Source organism: Belnapia sp. AC561, assembly GCF_979252845.1.
In genome coordinates this window covers 125,361-145,623 of record NZ_CEEDBP010000012.1, presented here as the reverse complement: position 1 = coordinate 145,623, position 20,263 = coordinate 125,361, and the positions used below count along the sequence as shown (strand labels likewise).

The following is a 20,263-nucleotide window of genomic DNA, read 5'->3' as shown; positions in this document are numbered from 1 at the left end:
CGGGGGTTACCGAAAGCCGCCCCGGGGCGAAGTGAGGGGCATGCTGCAAGCCATCCTCCAGACTGCCTTCCCGCCGATGCCGCGCAACCCGCGCGCCCGGCCGATGCCCTTCCCCTGGCCCTGGCTGGACCGGGCGGGGCGATTCTCCACGCTCCGGGCCCTGGTGCTGGCCCTGGTCCTCGCCCCGGCGCTGTGGCTGGCGGGACAGGGGGCGATGCAGGATCTGGGGCCGGAGCCGGCCAAGGCGGCGCTGAAGGAGATCGGGCTCTGGTCCATCCGGCTGCTGCTGGTGACCCTGGCGGTGACGCCGCTGGGCCGCATCCTCGCCTCGCCCCAGGTGCTGGGGCTGCGGCGCATGCTGGGCTTGGCGACCCTGGGCTATGGCCTGCTGCATCTGGTGCTCTACGCGGCGGACCAGAATTTCATCCTGCCGCGGATCGCCACCGAGATCGTGCTGCGCTTCTATCTGACGATCGGCTTCGTCGCGCTGCTGGGGCTGGTGGCGCTGGGCTGGACCTCGACCGATGGCTGGATGCGCAAGCTCGGCCGGCGCTGGAAGCGGCTGCATGGGGTGATCTTCGGGATTGCCGCGCTGGGCGTCTTCCACTTCTTCCTGCAGTCCAAGTCGCAGTTGTGGGAGGCGGTGCTGGCGGCCGGCGTCTTCGCCTGGCTGGTCTTCTGGCGGCTGCTGCCGCGGGGCGCGCAGCAGCATCCGCTGGCGTTGCTGCTATTGGCCCCGGCGGCGGGGCTGGCGGCGGCCGGGCTGGAATACGCCTGGTATGCGCTGGCGACCAATCTGCCAGCGCAGCGCATCCTGGAGGCCAACCTCGATATCGCCTTCGGCCTGCGCCCGGCGGTCTGGGTGGCCGTCGTCGCCGTGGTCGCGCCGCTGCTGGCCTTTCCGGGCTGGGTCCGGCTCAGAAATAGCGGGCGAGGTTCGCCCGGATCCGCTCCAGCACCAGCAGCGCCGGGTCGGGCAGCGGGAAGCGCTGGCCGGTGATGGTCTCGAAGACGCTGATGTAGATCCGGGCGGCCTCGAGGTTGATCTCGGCCGGCACCACCGGCAGGTCATCCTTGTAGGGGTCGCAGCGGGCGACGACCCAGGAGCGGACGAAGTCCTTGTCGAAGCTTTCCGGCGGCAGTCCGGCGGCGAAGCGCTCCGGGTAGCTGCCGGCGAACCAGTAGCGGCTGCTGTCGGGAGTGTGGATCTCGTCGGCCAGGATGATCTCGCCGGCCTCGTCGAAGCCGAATTCATACTTGGTATCGACCAGGATCAGACCCCGCTCGGCGGCGACGTCCCGGCCGCGGGCGAATAGCGCCAAGGCCAATTCGCTGACCCGGTCCCATTGCGCCTGGGTCAGCAGCTTGCCCTCGACGATCTGCGCCGGGGTCAGCTCCTCGTCGTGACCGGCATCGAAGGCCTTGGAGGTCGGCGTCAGGATGGTCTCGGGCAGCTTCTGGTTCGGCTGCATGCCGTCGGGGAAGCGGTGGCCGTACATCTCCCGCCGGCCGGCCTTGTACATGGTCAGGATGGCGGTGGAGGTGGTGCCGGCGAGGTAGTCGCGCACCACCACCTCGACCGGCATGATGGTCAGGCGGCGGCAGCGCAGCACGTTGGGGTCGGGATATTCGAGGACGTGGTTGGGGCAGAGGTCGGCCGTCCGGTCGAACCAGAAGCGGGCGATCTGGGTCAGCACCTGGCCCTTCAGCGGCACCGCGGTGATGATGCGGTCGAAGGCGCTCAGCCGGTCCGTGGCGATGATGATGCGGCTGCCATCCGCCAGGTCGTAATTCTCCCGGACCTTGCCGCGATAATGGTTCGGCAGTTCGGGGATCGTCGCCTCGCGCAGCGCATGGTCGGCATAGGGGGCGAGGTCGGCGGTGCTGGTCATCCGGAAGGTCCTGATCGGGTGATCCGGGGCTTATAGCCTATGGCGCGCCGCGTCGCCCCTGGTTGAGCCGGAAACAGCTCTGGGCCATGGTGCCGGCAAGGAGACCCCTGCATGAGCACCCGCAAGACTTACCGCATCGCCGTCATCCCCGGCGATGGCATCGGCCAGGAAACCACGCCCGAGGGGCTCCGCGTGCTCGATGCCGCCGCCCGCCGCTTCGGCTTCGACCTGGAGCTGGTGCATTACGACTGGTCCTGCGAGGTTTATTCGAAGACCGGCAAGATGATGCCGGACGACGGGCTGGAGCAGCTCAAGCAGTCGGACAGCGTCTTCCTCGGCGCGGTCGGCTGGCCGGGCGTGCCGGACCATGTCTCGCTCTGGGGCCTGCTGATCCCGATCCGGCGGGGATTCGACCAGTACGTGAACCTGCGGCCCTGCAAGCTGCTGCCGGGCGCCACCACGCCGCTGGCGAATCGCGGGCCGAAGGATATCGATTTCTACGTGGTGCGGGAGAATACCGAGGGCGAGTACAGCTCGGTCGGCGGCCGGATGTTCCCCGGCACGGACCGGGAATTCGTCTCCCAGCAGTCCATCCTGACGCGGATCGGCACCGACCGTGTGATGAAATACGCCTTCGAGCTGGCGATGACCCGGCCGCGCAAGAAGGTGACCAGCGCCACCAAGTCCAATGGCATCACCTTCACCATGCCCTACTGGGATGAGCGCTTCGCCGAGATGGCGAAGAACTATCCGGGCGTGACCACGGACCAATTCCATATCGACATCCTCTGCGCCCATTTCGTGCAGCATCCGGACTGGTTCGATGTGGTGGTCGGCTCCAACCTGTTCGGCGATATCCTCTCCGACCTCGGGCCGGCCGTGGCGGGGTCCATCGGCATCGCGGCTTCCGCCAATATCAACCCGGAGAAGACTTACCCCAGCATGTTCGAGCCGGTGCATGGCTCGGCGCCGGATATCGCCGGCAAGTGGATCGCCAATCCGATCGGCCAGATCTGGTCCGGCGCGATGATGCTGGAGCATCTGGGGGAGAAGGCGGCGGCGGATGCCATCGTCACCACCATCGAGAAGATGCTGAGCGAGGGCGGGCCGCGGACCCGGGACATGGGGGGCCAGGCCGGGACGGTGGATGTGGGCAAGGCCCTGGCGGAAGCGGTCGGCCGTGCCTAGCTGACCGAACCTTGGCGGCGGGGCTCGCAGGACGGGTTGCCGCCGGCATGGTTTCAGGCACGGCCACGGCATTTTGCCGAAGTCCACTTGAAGGACAGGCGCCGCGTCGTTAGCATGACTTCTTGTTGCGAGTGATTCTCAACTTGCTCGCAACTGGAGGATTTGCCGGATGGGCCATATCGACATCGACGTAGGCATCATAGGGCGTCGTTGCGAACGTGCTGTCGTGACCGCCTACCGCGAACTGCGGGAGACGGGCAATACCGATCTGTCGTCCTTCCGCGCCTGCACGACCCTCTATCGCGTCCATCATCCGGAAGCCTCGATCCAGGAAGCGCGCCGGCTGGTGGCGGAGTGGATCGACCATCACGTCGTCCGCGGCGAGAGCGGCCCGACCAATGGCTGCGACTGCGACTGAGCCTCAGTCCGCCGCCTGCTTGCCCGCCCAGCGGATTGCCGCCCGCGCCAGGGCATCGATGCTATCGGCGACCGGGAAGGGCAAGGCAGGGCCCGCCGCGATGCCGAGCGGGATTTCGGTGCAGCCCAGCACGACCGCCCGCGCACCCCTCGCCATCAGCGCCCGCGCGACCTCGGCCAGTGGCGCATAGGCCTCCGCCACCCGGTTCGCCTTCACCCGATCGATCGCCGGCGTGACCCGGTCCGCCATCTCGGCGGCATCCGGCACGAGGCAATCCCAGCCGCGCCGTTCCAGCCCCTGCTGATAAAGCCGCATGGCCAGGGTGCCGGCGGTGCCCATCACGCCGATCGGTCCGCCGGCGATGCCGAGGCGCTCGAGCTCATCCCCGGTCGCGGTGACGATGTGCAGGATGGGCAGCGCGGTCGCCGCCTGCATGCCGCCGTACCAGCCATGCGCGGTGTTGCAGGGGATGGCGATGGCGCCGCAGCCGGCGGCCTCCAGCCCATGAATGCCGCGCAGCAGGGCGGGCAGGGGGTCCTCGCCGCCGGCGGTGCGGGCGGCGGTGCGGTCTGGCACCTGAGGATCGGACCAGAGCACGGCGGGGATATGATCCTGATCGCGCTCGGCGCGGGTCAGCAGGGTCAGCCGCAGCATGAAAGATGCGCTGGCCAGGGGACCCATCCCGCCCAATACGCCGAGTCTTGGTGTCACGCCTTGCCATTCCTCATCCGGATGGCCGCATCCTGCCCGATCACGGCAGCCACATGAAGTTGGCGGTGGCACTGGCACGGGAGATCAGCGCCCGCATGTCCGGGTCCTCGTGCCCATCCTCGGCGATCAGCGCCTCCATCGGGCAGTAGAACTCATGGGCCTGGGCGACCTGGCTGCGGGCGAAGCCCTCGTAGTGGCGGTTCTTCAGGCCGAAGACGACGCGGATGTCGCGGACCGGCAGGGTCAGCGGCTGGCTCGGCTCCGCCTTGAGGATGCGGATGAGGCGCCAGCGCGGCGTCGGATTCGGCGCCTGCGCCGGGCCGAGCAGCCAGTCGAGCGGGCAATAGGCCATGAGCGAGGAGGTGGTCGGGGAGAAGCGCGACCGCTTGTCCAAGAGGTTTTGCAGCGAGGAACAGGCCTCGATGCAGAGGATATCCGGTATTAGGTAGCAAGCACACCAAAACCACTGATGTAAGTGATTTTCATCAATTCTAACTTTGGCGGCACAGCTCTCAAGTCAAGTCATTCCCGATTGGGTTCGTTGGTCGGCAAAGGATCATCACAGGCAGAACTGACCCCATCCGCCGTGTCTTCGGCCGAGGCTGACTGACCATTTTGCGCCCACTCTTCATCCATTTCCGCCAACAGCGAGGATGCACGCTTCTGGATTGAACTGTTGCTAATACCAGTCTGAGCGGCAGCTGCTCGAAAGCTCGCGCCACCCGCCAGCAAACGTTTCACTTCGTTCCACTTTTCCGGGGGTATCGACGGGCGGCGACCACCGCGGACGCCCCGTGCCCGAGCTGCGGCTAAACCCTCTAATGTCCGTTCGTGATGTCGGACCGGGTCGAGGTTCTTGATGAACCCTCGATTGATCGTCTTCGGGTCAGAAGCGATCGCTGCATTGTTCGCTATCTGGGCTGAAGTGCTCTGGCGCAGGAGAGCTAGCTGTTCCCTTACGCCTGGCCGTGGCTCGGGCCAGTCAGCCAGTCGCCAGCCTTCCGCTCGGCTACTTTTCACTTCGCCCCGGTGTTTTGAGAGCCACTTTGCCAAACGATAATGCGGTGCGGGGCCTTGGACCATAACGCCGCGCTTTTGAAGTTCGGCCAGGAGAAGTGCCGTATGCATCGGCCTACCGGCCTCTCGCAAAATCTCGATCACGACCTGAACTGCTGTCTTGGCGTTGTCGTAAGACTGCTTCTCGGAAGCGCCTGTGGCGTCCTGCGTTGCCGGTAGAAATGGATTTGCCGCCGATGATGTTTGGCCGCCGTCCGCATAGATGCGTGCCACCTCGAACAGCACCGCGCCCAGCCGCCCTCGGATACGAGCTACCTCGTCCTCAATCCTAGCCTGCTCCTGCGTCAGGTGTCCGAGCGTGGAGCGAAGCTCGGATGCTTCGTCCTCAAGCGCGGCTAGTTCGGGCGGAAAGATCGGCACGACTAAACCTCCGCCTATGTTTTACGGCAGTTCGCCACCCTTATCCACCATGATAGTGGTCGTTTAGGAAAGTTATGCCGGCCATCAAATGTGGGTTGCCCCATCCCGAGAGGGTTTGATAATCTCTGTTCCGGACCGGCCACATATGGCGCCGGAACAAAACGAAACCGCCCAGCGAGTGATCGCTGGGCGGTTCCAAAAGATCCGAAGGGGCACGGTGTGGCGCCAACCCCCAACGGTATGTGCAACCCCAACGACGCGGAACGGCGCGGGGAGGTGGATATGAGAAGATAACTTCTGACAGGGAGGGAGGATTGCCCAGCGTTAGCTGGCGGTCCTCCCTCAGACAAAAGCTAACTTCAAACCAAACTGGACTGAACCGGGACTCGCGGATTACAGCCGCGAGGCACCCCCGGCTCAGCACACGACTGTCGCCCGCCCACTACAGCTAGCAGACAGCGTTCTCTCGCGAGAACGAGAGAAAGATGCCATGCATCCGAGATGTCTGCAAGCTGGTTGCCCTCTCAATCTCTTCACAAGAGCGAGTCCAGCATGCCCGCGTTTCCAATCTCGTCCCGGCGCCTTCAGCGCGCCCCCTTTCCCGCGCCGATGTATCGCAGCGGAGTGTACGTGTTCGGCCCGAAGCGCCGAAAGCGGACCACCTTCCGCCAAGCCTGTCATGCTCTTTGGGCCGTAGGCACTATGGGATGGACACAGGCTCAAGCTGCGGATGTGATCGGGCTACACCCCTCGACCGTGAATGCCATCCTTCACGGCAGGCTATTTCCACCGGCCTATCCGATCCCGTTGCCGAGTTCCCGGCTCCGGACCTATGCCAACGATAACCAGCCCGACTTTGGGTTCTAGTCAGGTTGCCGGCCAGCGTCTCTCGATCCGATGCCGGCCGGCTTTCCTGCTTCGTCAAAAAGCAAGCCAACCCCACCATTTTCTAGCGCGCTTCGTAGTGCAGCGAGGTTGTTAGGGATTGGCGCACGCCGCCCCTTCTCGAAATCCCGCACGGTGCTGAGCGAGACGCCAGCTCGCTTGGCCAATTCCTCTTGTGTCCAATCTAGCCAGCCGCGAGCGGCACGGCACTGTTCGGGTGACAACATGAGGTCACGCTAAAGGGACCAACGGCACAAAGCAAGGTCAACGAAAAACGTAGACGTCATGGCTTTCCATGGATATAACTGACCTCAACGGAAATCGTTGAGGCGTATCGTGGGCCAGCATTTCCTCCTTTCTGCCAAGGCGCGGACCTTAAGCCTCAAGGGCATCCTGCAGATGAGCGACGACCAGGCGCACGCGGCGTTCGTGGCGATCCGGTTTGCGGACAACGGCGGCGAGGCTTTTTGTCCCCGCTGCGGGTGCACGGCAGTTTACACCTACGCGGCCCGACGCATTTGGAAGTGCCAGGCGTGCGGTCACCAGTTCAGCGTAACCAGCGGGACCATCTTCGCCAGCCGCAAGTTGGCCATCCGGGATTACCTCGCCGCCATCGCCATCTTTGTGAACGCGGTAAAGGGCATTTCGGCCCTCCAACTCGGCCGCGACCTCGACGTGCAGTACAAGACGGCGTTTGTGCTGGCCCACAAGCTGCGGGAAGCGATCGCCTCCAAGCAGATCGGTGCACAGCTCTCCGGTGTGGTGGAAGTGGATGGCGCCTACTTCGGCGGGCACGTTAAGCAGGAAAACGAAAAGAAAGACCGCAAGGACCGGCGGTTGCTTGAGGAGCGGACCGGCAAGCGTCAGTCCGTGGTCGTCGCCCGCGAGCGGGGCCAAGCCGGTAGGACGCAACCCTTTGTGGTGGCCAAAGAAGCGGATGCCATCAACCTGATCCGTCAAACCGTGGCGCCCAGCTCAGTGGTGCATGCGGACGAGGCTAGTGGATGGGACAAACTGCACGCCTATTTTGACGTGAAGCGGATCAACCACTCGGTAGCCTATAGCCTTGACGGGGCGTGTACCAACCAGGCGGAAAGCTACTTCTCCCGCCTACGCCGCGCAGAGCTTGGCCAGCACCACCACATTAGCGGCAAGTACCTCGCCGCCTATGCCGTCGAGATTGCTTGGCGGGAAGATAACCGGCGCCGGCCAAATGGAGGACTGCATCAGTTGATGGTGGCTGCGGCGCTTGGGCACCCTGTTTCACGGGTGTGGGCGGGATACTGGCAAGGTCGCCAACTAGGCGAACCGCGCCTCTAACGTCAACCTTCTAACCCCACCAGTAACCCGAAGCACTAAAGGCACGCCCATCCAAGAGTCCCCCAATTTTTTGGATCGAGGCCCTTTTGCGTTTCTGGAATAAAGGTAGATCGCATACCCCTCCAATGTCTTACCCACACCAGTAGAAATGAACCATGGTTCATCTCTCAAATGGGCATCTAAGACATCGGCCGCTCGTTCCACTTCGCTCTCAGACATTGAGCCCGCTGACAAGCTCTAATCCTCCAAATGCAGCCATGACCTTGGGCATTGGTAGAATGAAAGCGATTTTCCCCTTTGTGTCCGCAGCGAACACAACCCCAACCGCCTGAGTTTCATCCTCTGAAACGACTAGGCTACCAGAGTCTCCGCCGATGGCGAAATGATCACCCTCATCAGCCCTTACGGTCCAGATATCCTTGAACCACACAATTCCTTTGAAGTTCCTCGCCGTATACGTGATAGGCGTGAAACGCCTAAGCCTAGCTTCTACAGTCCCGAACGTCAATCCTGTCGACCGCCCAAATTTCTTTACTCTCATCAAAGACACCGGTGCAGCGGCCGTACCGGGCGTGTCGAAGCCTTCTGAAGCATCGCCCTGCCAAGAAGTGATGATCCGCGGATTTGTCGCTCGGCAGAGACCTATATCCAGATCGCAAGGAGTAACAAAGTTTGGGTCACCTGTTCGCAGCTCAGTCATGTCACTGTGACGGCCGATCTCTCTCGGCGCAGGCGCGTTGGGTCGCCCGTCACCATTGCTCGGCGCTAACACGGGCTGGTTAGGCGGCGTATGGTTGCAACCAGAGAATACGTGATTATTCGATAGTATGAATAAACTCTCATCTCCGTTTTTTCTAACAACTGCCCCGAAGGTTCCGGAGATTTGCTCCGAGGTGGGAGCGCAGGAGGTGCCACAGCAAATTCGGTCATTGCGAATAAAAATGTGGCCACGTTGATTGCTTGCCGAAACCGCATCGGGTTTTACAAAAACTGGGTCCATCCGATGCGTTCGCACCTGAACATTGCTGACGCTCTTGGGAAGCCCGCTGATTAATTTTAAGGAGCCGCGACGCAAATATATATGGACTTTAGGATCTTCGATACCATCCTCAAAACCTACCGCTTGAACCTCAATATTTGAAAACGATCCTTGTTCATCCTCTCCGACACCCTCATCGAGGGTGTCTTCTGCGGCAGCGATAGCAACAGCATTTGGAAACAAATCAGCCGGGTTGATAGGTCCGGCGGCAGCCGAAAAGTTGCCATTTTTCATAAATTCGTAGACCAACAAGTCTGCAACTCTTTTTGCGGATGCCATTGCCCGTTCCCTGTAGGCTGAGGGGGTTTATTCCGAGCCCAGCCACGCATTTCAACACTAAACTAACGCCGTTTCCCATCCCGTCCAGGGGGACCCACTTCCCAACTCCGACGATACAGCGCTGAATTGTACTCAACGAAGGCGTAACGGCTACAGGCTAGGATGCGATTTGCCACCGGACTTCTGAACCTTCCCCCCGGAATTCTGCCACCATCCCATTCGTCCGCTGGTACCGCAGCGCCATCCCCACGCGCTTGACCATGAGGCTGCGGAGGCCCTTGTCTCCAGCATTCAGCGCCCGCTCAGCAATGACCCGCTGCGCGATCTCGGCGGCCGATAGCGGCTCGCCAGTCCGTCGTAGGATATCCAGCACCGTCCGGCTCATGGCGCCATGCTCCGCCGCAGCTGGTGCTCGGCGGTACTTCGGACGGATATTGCCTACAGGATAGTCAGGATCGAACTGGCGGATCACAGCGTCTAGGCTGGCTAGGTCCGCATGAAGCTGCTGGACGTGGCCCTGAGCCTTCTCCAACTCACCTGCCAACTCGGCACGGCGTTTGATCAAAGCAGGCATAACTTGATCGGCCACCGGGCGCCTCCAAATGAGAACGCACATGGTACAGCCAACGCAATAGGTTTACATCAGTGGTTTTGGTGTGCTTGCTACCTAATACCGAGGATATCCACATAGGGATCGGCCGGGTCGGGGCTGAAATGCAGCCAGAGCCCGTCCGGCAGGGTCCGCAGGCGGTTGGAGCCCGGCAGCTTCAGGAAAGGCTGGTTGGTGGCGGCCAGGTCGCCGGGCCGGCCGCGCAGCCAGGTTCCGGGTTGCTTCGGGCTGGAGACGACGCCCGGCGGTCTCTGGGGCCATTTCTTCAGTTGTGCGCGGACCTGCTGATCCAGGGTCGGGGGGGGTGCGGAGCTTGCGGCCTCGCTCATTGAAAGAGTCCCACACTAGGTATGCAACTTAGGGCGGCATTCTTCATCTTAATGGACTGATATCGCAATAGTTATTCAAATCGATATCGAAATTAAAAGGAGGTGCCGCAAATTTTGGCCTGGATCCAGCCTCGTCCCAGGGCATGCAGCAAAACTCATGGAACGGAAAAAAGCCGGCCAGGGAAGACCCTGACCGGCTTACTTCATCCAGAATCTCTAGTTCAGTCGCAGTACTGACCTTGCGCGCGAGCGCAGGCCCCGGTTCAGCCCCGGCGGTCGACCCCGACATAGTCCCGGGTATCCGCGCCGCGATAGATCTGCCGCGGACGGCCGATGCGCTGGGCCGGATCCTCGATCAGTTCCTTCCACTGGCTCACCCAGCCGACGGTCCGCGCGACGGCGAAGAGCACGGTGAACATATGCGTCGGGATACCCATCGCCTTCAGGATGATGCCCGAATAGAAATCGACGTTCGGATAGAGCTTGCGCTGGATGAAGTAGTCGTCGGTCAGCGCGATCCGCTCCATCTCCATCGCCATGTCGAGCAACGGGCTGTCCTTGATGCCAAGCTCTGCCAGAACCTCGTGGCAGGTGTCCTTCATGATCGTCGCACGCGGATCGAAGTTCTTGTAGACCCGGTGGCCGAAGCCCATGAGCTTGGTGTGGCTGTTCTTGTCCTTCACTTCCTTGATGAACTGCGGGATGTTTTCCTTGGTGCCGATCTCGGCCAGCATCTTCAGCACGGCCTCGTTGGCGCCACCATGCGCCGGGCCCCAGAGGGCGGCGATGCCGGCGGCGATGCAGGCGAAGGGATTGGCGCCGGTCGAGCCAGCCAGCCGCACCGTGGAGGTGGAGGCATTCTGCTCATGGTCGGCATGCAGGACCAGGATGCGGTCCATGGCGCGCGACAGGATCGGGTTGTTGACGTAGGGCTCCGCCGGCACGGCATTGAGCATGTAGAGGAAATTCTCCGCATAGCTCAGGTCGTTGCGCGGATACATGAAAGGCTGGCCGATCGAGTACTTGTAGGCCCAGGCGGCGATGGTCGGCACCTTGGCGATCAACCGGAAGGCCGCGATCTCGCGCTGGCGCGGATCGTTGATGTCGAGGTTGTCGTGATAGAAGGCGGCCAGCGCCCCGACCACGCCGCAGAGGATCGCCATCGGATGCGCATCGCGGCGGAAGCCGTCGAAGAAGCGCCGCAGCTGCTCATGCACCATCGTGTGATTGGTGACATTCTTGCGGAATTCGGCCAGCTGCGTGCCGGTCGGCAGTTCGCCTTCCAGCAGCAGGTAGGCGACTTCGATGAAATCCGACTTCTCGGCCAGCTGCTCGATCGGATAGCCGCGGTAGAGCAGGATCCCGGCGTCACCGTCGATATAGGTGATCTTGCTTTCGCAGGATGCCGTCGCGCCATAGCCCGGGTCGAAGGTGAAGACGCCGAGATCGGCGTAAAGCTTGCGGATATCGGCCACTGCCGGCCCGATGGTGCCGGTCAGCAGCGGCAGGGTGGTGCTGCGGTTGGTCCCGTCCAAGGTAACGGTGACGGAGGCATTCGCCGCCCCAGGTGCCGTGCTGCTCATCTCGCCTATGTCCTTGGGTATTGCGGCGCCGCATTGAACGGCACCGACATGGTGCGGCGCAAGATATCGGGTGCCGGCGAAGCTTGGCAACGCGCCACTGAACAAAGGCTGAACAGCAGCGCCGCAGGATTCAGAAGCGGCTGCGCAACGCATCCGGTCGGATTACGCCGGGCCCCCAGATCCCAAGACCCTGCTGCCGCGCCGCGGCTTCCTGCGAAGCAAGGCCACCGCCATCCGCCAGGGCCCAGCCGGCACCAACCAATGCGGCGTTCACGTCGATGCCTGCGGCCCGGCATAGCCCGAGCGCACGGCCATGCCGGTCCTGGCCGCGGATCTGGCACTCCAGCGCCTCGCCTTGGACCAGCCGGGCCAGGGCCTCGGCGGCGCCGGCGGCGCAATCCTCGCCGCGGACCGCCGGGCAGCGGGCCTGGCCGCGATCCGGCACGGTGATGCCATCAAGCCGCAGGATGCGGTCGCCCAGCCGCAGGGCGTCGCCATCCACCACGCGGACCTCGGCGGCATTCGCGGTCCAGAGTCGCTCGCGCGGGGCGGAGCCGAAAAGATCCCCGGGCATGGCGACGGCCAGCATCAGGGAGCCGGCCACGACCGTGCATCCGAGCAGGAGCGTGCCCCAGCGGCGGGGGCTGGGAGCGGGGCGGAAGATGCGGCGACGACGCATGACCCACGCCTAACGCGGGAAGTATCTCTACCGCAACCACCTTCTGGTGTTCATCGGTCCCGGCGGACTCAATTCGGTCAGCGTGGCAGCGCCGCGCCGTAACTCTCCGGTTCGGCCAGCAGCAGCCGGGCCATGGCGGCATCGGTGGGGCGGCCCTCGGCGGGTGGGCAGGCGTCGCGCAGCACCGCGATCTCGCTGGCGGGAACGGGGGCGCGGGCCGCCCTTTCGCGTGCCAGCGCCGCGGCCATCGGGGGGATGCCCTGCCGCAACCGGGCCATGCCGCCGGCGGCAGCCTCGGCGCCAAGGCTGGTGCAGAGCGCGGGCAATACGCCGAGGCCCTGGATCGGCCAGCCGAGCGGCGCCAGCACGCGAGACCAAGTGACCAGAAGCTCTCCCCCGTTCGGCAGGGGCACGACCACCTGCACCAACCCCTTGCCGGTGGTGACGCTGCCGACAACGACGGCCCGGCCACGATCCGCCAGGGCGGCGGCGACGATCTCCGCGGCGGAGGCGGAGCGGCCATCGACCAGCACCACCACGGGCGCCCCAGCGGCCAGGTCCGCCGCCGAGGCGATATAGACCCGGTCCGCATCCGGATGCCGCCCGGCAGTGCGGGCAACGATGCCGCCGGGCAGGAAGGCCCCGGCGACCGCCACGGCCTGCCCCAGCAGCCCGCCACGATTGCCGCGCAGATCCAGCACCACCCCGCGCGGCCGGCCGGTGCGGGCTGCATCGGGACGGAAATTCTCGGCCAGCGCCGCCATGACGTTGCGGTCGGTGGCGCTCGAGAAGTTATCGAGCTGCAGCCACAGGATATCCTCGCGCAACTCGGCATGCACCGCCTCGGGCGCAAGCAGGCTGCGCAGCAGCCGAGCCTCGAAGCGGCGGCCTCCGCCTTGGCGCGCGCCCGGCGCGGGCCGCTGCAGGCGCAGCAGCACCTCGGTCCCCGCGGCGCCCTCCAGCAGGGCGGCGGCCCGGGCGAGGTCGCGGCCCGAGATGCGCTGGCCATCGATCGCCAGTACCCGGTCGCCCAGCCGAAGCCCGGCTTCCGCCGCCGGCCCACCCGGCGTGATCGCCGCGAGCACGACGTCATCGCCCCGGCCGGCGGCGAGGCGCAGGCCAAGCCCGACCTGGCCGATCCGCCGGGCGCGGGCGCCCTGCGCCTCCTCCGGCGTCAGGTAGCGGCTGTAGGGGTCGAGGTGATTGAACAGTTCCTCGAAGCCGCTGCGCAGCATCCGTTCAGCCCCGGCCCGGCGCAACTCGGGGGAAGCCCGCCAGGCGGCCTCGAAGAGCGCGGCGAGGCCAAGGGCGAGCGGCTGCGCCGCCGCTTCGCCAAGACTTGCTGCCGGCGGCAGCGGCCGCGCCGCCAGCAGCCGGTCGCCGGCATTGAGCAGCAGGGTGCCGGACCGCAGCTCGGCCTTGAGCAGCGGCTCCATCACCTCCAGCCCGCGCAAGGTCCAAAGCCCGAGGTCGGCCGGGGAAGCGCTTTCGAGATGGCGTTCGAGCACGGCGCCGAGCGCCACAGCCAGGACGGCCTGCACCGGCTCGCGCGGGAACTGGTCCTGGGCCGCTGCCAGCCCGGGAAGCAGCAGCAGGACGAGGATCAGCGCCGCTTTGGCTTTTTCGATCCAGCCTTGGATGGCGCCACCGGCAGGCCCTGCATCAGATGGAATACCAGCCCACCGGTGCGCGGCGTGGCCTCGGCGAGACGCACCTCGACCGCCTGCCCCAGGGCAAAGCGCAGCCCCGTCCGCTGGCCCGCCAGTGCGCGCCTCGGCAAATCCTGCAACCATCGATCATCCGGCAGGGAGCCAAGCGGGACTATTCCGCTGGCGCCATTGCTACCTACGGTGACGAACAGGCCGAAGCGTGTCACCCCGGAAATGCGTGCGGCGAACACGTCTCCGATATGATGTGCCATATGCGCCGCAAGGTAGCGGTCCACCGCATCCCGTTCGGCGGCGGCGGCCCGACGTTCCGTGCCGGTGATGTGTTCTCCGGTATCGGCGAAACGATCCGCTTCGGGTTCCGCCAGCCCACCCTCGCCGAGCCTGAGGCCACGGATGAGCGCCCGATGGACCAGCAGGTCGGCGTAGCGGCGGATCGGGCTGGTGAAATGGGCGTAGCGCGGCAGCGCTAGGCCGAAGTGGCCGATGTTCTCGGGCGCATAGGCGGCCTGGGACTGGCCGCGCAGGATAGTCTCGTTGACGAGGTGCTCGTGCTCGCTGCCAAGGACCTGGTCGAGCACCGCGGCGAAATCTCGCGGCTGGATCACGTTTCCTGCCGGCAGGGCGAGGTCGAAGCCGGCGAGGAAGGCGCGGAGGCCTTCCAGCTTCTCATCCGAAGGCCGGTCGTGCACCCGGTACATGCAGGGCTGGCCGAGTCGTTCCAGTTCTTCCGCCGCGCAGACATTGGCGGCGACCATGAATTCCTCGATCAGCCGATGCGAGTCGAGCCGGGCGCGGGGCTCGATCGCCAGCACGGTGCCGGCCGCATCCAGGATGACGCGGCGTTCCGGCAAGGCAAGGTCCAGGGTGCCGCGGCGCTCGCGGGCGGCCAGCAGGCTGCGGTAGGCGCCGAAGAGCGCATGGAGGGTGCCGGTCAGATCCTCCCCGGCGTCCTGTGCCGCCTGGACCTGTTCGTAGGTGAGGCGGGCGGCGCTGCGCATCAGGCCGCGGCCGAAGCGGTGGCGCGTTTTGGTCCCCGCCGCGTCGACATGGAATTCAGCGAAGAGGCAGCCGCGGTCCTCATCGGGGCGGAGGCTGCACCAGCCACTGGACAGTGCCTCGGGCAGCATCGGCACGACGCGATCGGGGAAATAGACGCTGTTGCCGCGTAGCCAGGCATCGCGGTCGAGGGCGCTGCCGGGGCGGACATACTGTGCCACATCGGCAATGGCGACCAGGATGCGCCAGCCGGCGCCCTCCGCTTCCGCCCAGACCGCGTCGTCGAAGTCCCGGGCATCCTCGCCATCGATGGTGACGAGCGGGATGGCGCGCAGATCCTCCCGGCCGTCGAGCGCGACGGCGCCGGCGGCGGCCGCTTCGGCCAGGGCCTCGCCGTGGAAGGCCTGGGGGATGCCATGCGCATGGATGCAGAGCAGCGAGACGGAGCGGGGCTCGCCCATCCGCCCCAGCCTTTCGAGGATGCGGGCGGGGCGCAGGCCGAGGGCCTGGCCGGGCAAGGGTTCGGCGAGGACGATCTCGCCGGGTTCGGCGCCGTTCTCCTGGCCGGGCGGGACCTCCCATTCGGCCTTGTGCCGGCGGTCGGTCGGGACGATGCGGCCGTTCTCGAAAATGCCGAGGATGCGAGCCGGGGCAGGGCCGCCGACGCGCTTGACCGTGGTGCCGTCATACTTGCCGCGGCCGGCGGGCTTCAGCCGGGCAAGGACCCGTTCGCCCGGGGCCAGGGCGGGCTGGCCGGGCCGTTCCGGGCGCATGTAGATCAGCGGCATCTCGCCCTGGGCCGGCTTCCAGCCGAGCGGGCGGGCCAGCGGGTCGCCATCCGGGTCGGTGCCGAAGACCTCGACCACCGCCATCTCGGGCAGGCGGCCGGGGGCGGCCAGCCCATGCCGGCCGGCCGGCATGGCGGAACCGTCCTGCTTCAGCGCCTTCAGCAACTCCCGCAGGGCCGGACGCTGGTCCGTGGTCAGGCCGAAGTGGCGGCTGATCTCGGTCTTGCCGACCTTGCCGGGGGCGGCTCGGATGAAGCGGCGAAGGTCTTCCTTGGAGGGCAGCGGCCGGGGTTCGGCGGCCGTGCCACGCAGCGGCCCGGCTGGGCGCCGCGCCACCTCAGGCCTTGCCCTTGGCCGCCGCCGCGGCTGGCTTGCGGGCGGCGGGAGCCTTGGTGGCGGCCTTGGCCGTCGTGGGCTTCTTCGCGGCGGGCGTCTTGGCGGCAGGCTTCTTGACAGCCGTTGCCTTCACCGCCGGCGCCTTCGCAACGGCCACCTTCCGCACCGGGGCCGGCTTGGGCTCCTCCTCCGGGTCGGCGCCATTGGACTTGGCCTTGGCGGGGGCTTTTGCGGACTTGGCCTTCGCCTTGCCCTTAGCGCCCTTGACCATGGGCTTCAGCTCCTTGCCCTTCTCCGCGAGCAGGGTGACCGCCTGCTCCAGCGTCGCTTCCTCCATGACCAGGTTGCGCGGCAGGTTGGCAACGGTCTTGCCGTGCTGGACATAGGGGCCGAAGCGGCCCTTGCGGATCTCGACCGGGGCGCCGTCCTTCGGATGGGTGCCGACCAGCCGGACCTTGGCCCGCGCCTTGGCGAGCAATTCCATCGCCCGGTTCATGCCGAGGGCGAGCACGTCATCCCCCGCCTCCAGCGACTGGTAGGTGGTGCCGACCCGGATATAGGGGCCGAAGCGGCCGATGCCGGCGGTGATTTCCTCCCCGGTTTCCGGGTCCCGGCCGATGGGGCGGGGCAGCGACAACAGCTTCACCGCCCGGTCCAGGTCCAGCGTTTCCGGATCCATGTCCTTGGTGAGGCTGGAGCGCCGGGGCTTGGTCGGCTTGCCCTTGGCATCGACCCCGCCCTCGCCCTGTTGGACATAGAGGCCATAGGGGCCGCGGCGGAGGGTGATGGCCTCCCCACTGGCCGGGTCCTTGCCCAGATCGCGCTGGCCCTCGGAGAGGCTGGTCGTATTCTCCCCATCCGCGCCGGGGACGGCGAGCGGGCGGGTGTAGCGGCATTCCGGGTAGTTGGAGCAGCCGATGAAGGCGCCGGTGCGGCCCAGCCGCAGCCCCAGTCGGCCGCCGGAGCAGGCCGGGCAGACCCGCGGGTCGGTGCCATCCGCCTTGGCGGGGAAGAAGTGCGGGCCGAGCTCCTCGTCCAGCGTGTCGATGACATCGCTGATCTTGAGGTCCTTGGTGGCGTCGATCGCCTTGCGGAAATCCTCCCAGAAGGCGCGCATGACGGCGCGCCAGTCGATCTTGCCGCCGGAGATGTCGTCGAGCTGCTCCTCGAGCCCGGCGGTGAAGCCGGTATCGACGTAGCGCTGGAAGAAGGAGACCAGGAAGGAGGTCACCAGCCGGCCGCGGTCCTGCGGCATGAAGCGTCGCTTGTCGAGCGTGACATAGTCGCGGTCCTGCAGCACCTGCAGGATGGAGGCATAGGTGGAGGGGCGGCCGATGCCCAGCTCCTCCATCTTCTTCACCAGCGAGGCTTCGGAGTAGCGCGGCGGCGGCTGGGTGAAGTGCTGGCTGGCGGTGATCTCGCCGCGCTTCAGAGGATCCTTCTCCCGCATCGGCGGCAGGGTGCGGGTATCGTCGTCCTCGGTGGCGCTGGTGACGAGGCCGGCGCGGGCATCGGCGGCGCGGTCGTCCTCGTCCTCCCGGTACAGCTTCAGGAAGCCGTCGAAGGCGATGACCGAGCCGGTGGCGCGAAGGATGGTCTTGCGGGATTCGTCGGCCAGCTCGACCGTGGTTTGGTCGATCTCGGCGGATTGCATCTGGCTGGCGACGGCGCGCTTCCAGATCAGCTCGTAGAGCTTGCGCTGGCGGTCATCGAGGAAACGGGCGACCTTCTCCGGCGTATTGGCGACATCGGTCGGCCGCACCGCCTCATGCGCTTCCTGGGCATTCTTCGCCTTGGAGGAGTATTCGCGCGGCGCGCCGGGCAGGTAGTTCGCGCCGAACTCGTCCTTCACGTGGTCGCGGATGGCGGCGATCGCCTCCCGTGCCATCTGCACGCCATCGGTCCGCATGTAGGTGATGAGACCGACGGTCTCCCCCTGCATGTCGACGCCTTCATAGAGCTGCTGCGCCGTGCGCATCGTCTGCTGCGCACCGAAGCCGAGCTTCCGCGAGGCTTCCTGCTGCAGGGTGGAGGTGGTGAAGGGGGCCGGCGGGTTGCGCTTGACCCGGCGCTTCTCGACCGAGATGACGGAAAACGTGCCGGCCTCGACCGCCGCCTTGGCGCGCAGCGCGCTAGCCTCGTTGGGCAGGTCGAATTGCTCGAGCTTGCGGCCATCCAGATGGGTCAGCCGGGCGCCGAAGGGGGCGCCCTGCGGGGTCTGGAAGCGGCCCTCGACGGTCCAGTATTCGCGGGCGCGGAAGGCCTCGATCTCGGCCTCGCGCTCGCAGATCAGCCGCAGGGCGACGGATTGCACGCGGCCGGCCGAGCGGCTGCCGGGAAGCTTGCGCCAGAGCACCGGCGAGAGGGTGAAGCCCACCAGATAGTCGAGCGCGCGGCGGGCCAGATAGGCATCAATCAGCGGGGTATCGAGGTCGCGCGGATGGGCAAGGGCATATTGCACCGCCCGCTTGGTGATCTCGTTGAAGGTGATGCGGCGGACCTCGACGCCTTTCAGGGCGCCGCGGCGGGCCAGCATCTCCTGGACGTGCCAGGAAATCGCCTCGCCTTCCCGATCCGGATCGGTGGCGAGGAAGAGGCGCTTGGCGCCCTTCAGGGCACGGGCGATCTCGTTGACCTGGCGCTCGCCGCGGTCCTCCGATTCCCAGTCCATGGCGAAGTCCTCGTCCGGGCGGACCGAGCCGTCCTTGGGCGGGAGATCCCGCACATGGCCGAAGCTCGCCAGGACCTTGAAGTCCCCGCCGAGGTACTTGTTGATCGTCTTGGCCTTGGCCGGTGATTCGACGACGACGACGTCCGTCATGGACTCCAGATCCGTTGGCCCACAGAATTCGGGCAAGGAAAGCGCGGCTTTCGGACCATCCCGATGACCGATCAGACCGGGCTGGCGAGGGCCACGCGGTTGCCCGGCAGCATCTCCACCCGCCCCGCCAGCTCGAGATCGAGAAGGATCGCCTGGACCGCGGAGGGCGACAGGTGGCAGCGCCGCATCACCTCGTCAACCGCAGTGGGTGTGGGTCCAACCAAATCAAGAACTTGGGCGGCATCTCCCGCGGGGCCAGGGGGCTCCGGCGCGGCCTCCTCGCCGGGATCGGGGCGGGACCAGCCGCGTCGCGGCCCAAGGAGCGGGGCATCGCGGGGTGCCTCCGGCAGGTGTTCCAGCACGTCCTCGGCCGATTCGGTGAGATGGGCACCCTGGCGGATAAGGTCGTTCGAGCCGCGGCAACGCGGATCGAGCGGACTGCCCGGCACGGCGAAGAGCTCCCGCCCTGCCTCCAGGGCGAGTCGGGCGGTGATGAGGCTACCGGAACGCGGCGCTGCCTCGATCACCACCACGCCGAGGGAAAGGCTGGCGACGATGCGGTTGCGGCGGGGGAAATGCCGCGCCAGTGGGGCGGTGCCGAGCGGAGCCTCGGCGAGGATGGCGCCGCCTTCCGCGGCAATACGGGCCTGGAGGGCCGCGTGCTCGGGAGGATAGGGTTGGTCCAGCCCGCCGGCGACGGCGGCGACGGTCCGGCCCCGGCGCAGTGCGCCGATATGGGCTGCCGCATCGATACCGCGGGCCAGGCCGGAGACGACCACCAGCCCGGCCGCCGCGAGCTGCTCGGCCAGATCCTCCGCCATGCGGCGGCCGCCCGCGGAGGCATTGCGGGCACCGACCAGGGCGACGGCGCGGCCAGTCAGCGCGGCCGGGTCGCCCAGCAGGGCGAGGACCGGCGGCGCGTCCTCCTGCATGTCGAGCAAGGCGGGATAGGGGGGCGTCCCGGCGAAGAGGAAGCGGCCGCCAAGACGTTGCACCGCCGCCATTTCCCGCACTGCGTCGGCTTCGGGACAGAGCGTGAGCGGCGCGGCGCGGCGGGCAGCGAGGCGGGGCAGGGCACCCAGGGCCGCGGTGGCACTGCCGTGCTGGTCCAGCAGACGACGAAAATTGACCGGACCTATGCCATCTGTCCGGGCCAGCCGGAGGCGGGCCAGTGCCTCGGCCTCCGTCAGGGGCGGGCCGGCAGGATGGTTAGAGCCTGGGGGCAAGGCGCCGGGTCTTTCATTCCTTCATGACAATGATACCCCAGAAACCCTACCCGAAC

At 66.2% G+C, this 20,263-nt stretch carries 18 protein-coding genes; 4 read left to right on the top strand and 14 right to left on the bottom strand.

Annotated features, from left to right (window positions below; genetic code table 11):
• The first annotated feature begins 40 nt into the window (after positions 1-40).
• Positions 41-1,000, top strand: coding sequence for a protein-methionine-sulfoxide reductase heme-binding subunit MsrQ (locus AC0IW9_RS12635; protein ID WP_471648605.1), 960 nt, complete (start codon positions 41-43; stop codon positions 998-1,000).
• Here the strand turns inward: AC0IW9_RS12635 and AC0IW9_RS12630 are convergent.
• The gene (locus tag AC0IW9_RS12630) at positions 918-1,892 is read right to left on the bottom strand and encodes a phosphoribosylaminoimidazolesuccinocarboxamide synthase (RefSeq protein WP_471648604.1); all 975 of its coding nucleotides are present in this window, start codon (positions 1,890-1,892) and stop codon (positions 918-920) included. The two genes, AC0IW9_RS12635 and AC0IW9_RS12630, sit on opposite strands and share 83 nt — an antisense overlap.
• A gap of 111 nt (positions 1,893-2,003) precedes the next feature.
• On the opposite strand from AC0IW9_RS12630, the gene AC0IW9_RS12625 reads away from it, so the two are divergent.
• Both AC0IW9_RS12625 and AC0IW9_RS12620 read left to right on the top strand, forming a co-directional pair.
• On the top strand, positions 2,004-3,080 hold the full coding sequence (locus AC0IW9_RS12625) for a tartrate dehydrogenase (protein WP_471648603.1): 1,077 nt from the start codon (positions 2,004-2,006) through the stop codon (positions 3,078-3,080).
• A gap of 169 nt (positions 3,081-3,249) precedes the next feature.
• A complete protein-coding gene (locus AC0IW9_RS12620) occupies positions 3,250-3,498 on the top strand; it encodes a hypothetical protein (protein WP_471648602.1) in 249 nt (82 codons plus the stop codon).
• Positions 3,499-3,501: 3 nt separating this feature from the next.
• Here the strand turns inward: AC0IW9_RS12620 and cuyB are convergent, their stop codons facing one another.
• From cuyB to AC0IW9_RS12600, 4 genes are all read right to left on the bottom strand, one after another.
• On the bottom strand, positions 3,502-4,209 hold the full coding sequence (gene cuyB, locus AC0IW9_RS12615; protein WP_471648601.1) for a cysteate racemase: 708 nt from the start codon (positions 4,207-4,209) through the stop codon (positions 3,502-3,504).
• Positions 4,210-4,249: 40 nt separating this feature from the next.
• The gene (locus AC0IW9_RS12610; protein ID WP_471648600.1) at positions 4,250-4,603 is read right to left on the bottom strand and encodes a hypothetical protein; all 354 of its coding nucleotides are present in this window, start codon (positions 4,601-4,603) and stop codon (positions 4,250-4,252) included.
• A gap of 128 nt (positions 4,604-4,731) precedes the next feature.
• On the bottom strand, positions 4,732-5,646 hold the full coding sequence (locus AC0IW9_RS12605; protein ID WP_471648599.1) for a helix-turn-helix domain-containing protein: 915 nt from the start codon (positions 5,644-5,646) through the stop codon (positions 4,732-4,734).
• Positions 5,647-6,509: 863 nt separating this feature from the next.
• A complete protein-coding gene (locus tag AC0IW9_RS12600; protein ID WP_471648598.1) occupies positions 6,510-6,758 on the bottom strand; it encodes a helix-turn-helix domain-containing protein in 249 nt (82 codons plus the stop codon).
• 109 nt (positions 6,759-6,867) lie between these two features.
• Here AC0IW9_RS12600 and AC0IW9_RS12595 point away from each other — a divergent pair, with 109 nt between their 5' ends.
• Positions 6,868-7,851, top strand: a complete 984-nt coding sequence (locus tag AC0IW9_RS12595) for an IS1595 family transposase (protein ID WP_471648597.1) — start codon at positions 6,868-6,870, stop codon at positions 7,849-7,851.
• A gap of 211 nt (positions 7,852-8,062) precedes the next feature.
• Here the strand turns inward: AC0IW9_RS12595 and AC0IW9_RS12590 are convergent, their stop codons facing one another.
• From AC0IW9_RS12590 to dprA, 9 genes are all read right to left on the bottom strand, one after another.
• Positions 8,063-9,169 (bottom strand): chymotrypsin family serine protease, encoded by a 1,107-nt coding sequence (locus AC0IW9_RS12590; RefSeq protein ID WP_471648596.1) that lies wholly within the window; start codon positions 9,167-9,169, stop codon positions 8,063-8,065.
• 157 nt (positions 9,170-9,326) lie between these two features.
• Entirely contained in the window at positions 9,327-9,758 is a 432-nt protein-coding gene (locus tag AC0IW9_RS12585) for a hypothetical protein (RefSeq protein WP_471648595.1), read from the bottom strand.
• A gap of 74 nt (positions 9,759-9,832) precedes the next feature.
• Positions 9,833-10,108, bottom strand: coding sequence for a hypothetical protein (locus AC0IW9_RS12580; RefSeq protein ID WP_471648594.1), 276 nt, complete (start codon positions 10,106-10,108; stop codon positions 9,833-9,835).
• A 263-nt stretch (positions 10,109-10,371) separates the two neighbouring features.
• On the bottom strand, positions 10,372-11,691 hold the full coding sequence (gene gltA / locus AC0IW9_RS12575) for a citrate synthase (RefSeq protein ID WP_471648593.1): 1,320 nt from the start codon (positions 11,689-11,691) through the stop codon (positions 10,372-10,374).
• 130 nt (positions 11,692-11,821) lie between these two features.
• Positions 11,822-12,295, bottom strand: coding sequence for a thermonuclease family protein (locus tag AC0IW9_RS12570; protein ID WP_471648592.1), 474 nt, complete (start codon positions 12,293-12,295; stop codon positions 11,822-11,824).
• A 152-nt stretch (positions 12,296-12,447) separates the two neighbouring features.
• Positions 12,448-13,911: a S41 family peptidase gene (locus AC0IW9_RS12565; RefSeq protein WP_471648591.1), complete on the bottom strand. Its 1,464-nt coding sequence runs from the start codon at positions 13,909-13,911 to the stop codon at positions 12,448-12,450.
• Between the two features lie 62 nt (positions 13,912-13,973).
• The gene (locus tag AC0IW9_RS12560; RefSeq protein ID WP_471648590.1) at positions 13,974-16,160 is read right to left on the bottom strand and encodes a ribonuclease R family protein; all 2,187 of its coding nucleotides are present in this window, start codon (positions 16,158-16,160) and stop codon (positions 13,974-13,976) included.
• Position 16,161: 1 nt separating this feature from the next.
• The gene (gene topA, locus AC0IW9_RS12555) at positions 16,162-18,981 is read right to left on the bottom strand and encodes a type I DNA topoisomerase (RefSeq protein WP_471648589.1); all 2,820 of its coding nucleotides are present in this window, start codon (positions 18,979-18,981) and stop codon (positions 16,162-16,164) included.
• Positions 18,982-19,052: 71 nt separating this feature from the next.
• Entirely contained in the window at positions 19,053-20,207 is a 1,155-nt protein-coding gene (dprA, locus tag AC0IW9_RS12550; protein WP_471648588.1) for a DNA-processing protein DprA, read from the bottom strand.
• Between the last annotated feature and the right edge of the window lie 56 nt (positions 20,208-20,263).

Bases quoted from the DNA above. Each gene is read 5' to 3' on its own strand.
- AC0IW9_RS12635 (WP_471648605.1), top strand. From the start codon at position 41: ATGCTGCAAGCCATCCTCCAGACTGCCTTCCCGCCGATGCCGCGCAAC.
- AC0IW9_RS12630 (WP_471648604.1), bottom strand. From the start codon at position 1,892: ATGACCAGCACCGCCGACCTCGCCCCCTATGCCGACCATGCGCTGCGC.
- AC0IW9_RS12625 (WP_471648603.1), top strand. From the start codon at position 2,004: ATGAGCACCCGCAAGACTTACCGCATCGCCGTCATCCCCGGCGATGGC.
- AC0IW9_RS12620 (WP_471648602.1), top strand. From the start codon at position 3,250: ATGGGCCATATCGACATCGACGTAGGCATCATAGGGCGTCGTTGCGAA.
- AC0IW9_RS12600 (WP_471648598.1), bottom strand. From the start codon at position 6,758: ATGTTGTCACCCGAACAGTGCCGTGCCGCTCGCGGCTGGCTAGATTGG.
- AC0IW9_RS12590 (WP_471648596.1), bottom strand. From the start codon at position 9,169: ATGGCATCCGCAAAAAGAGTTGCAGACTTGTTGGTCTACGAATTTATG.
- AC0IW9_RS12580 (WP_471648594.1), bottom strand. From the start codon at position 10,108: ATGAGCGAGGCCGCAAGCTCCGCACCCCCCCCGACCCTGGATCAGCAG.
- gltA (WP_471648593.1), bottom strand. From the start codon at position 11,691: ATGAGCAGCACGGCACCTGGGGCGGCGAATGCCTCCGTCACCGTTACC.
- topA (WP_471648589.1), bottom strand. From the start codon at position 18,981: ATGACGGACGTCGTCGTCGTCGAATCACCGGCCAAGGCCAAGACGATC.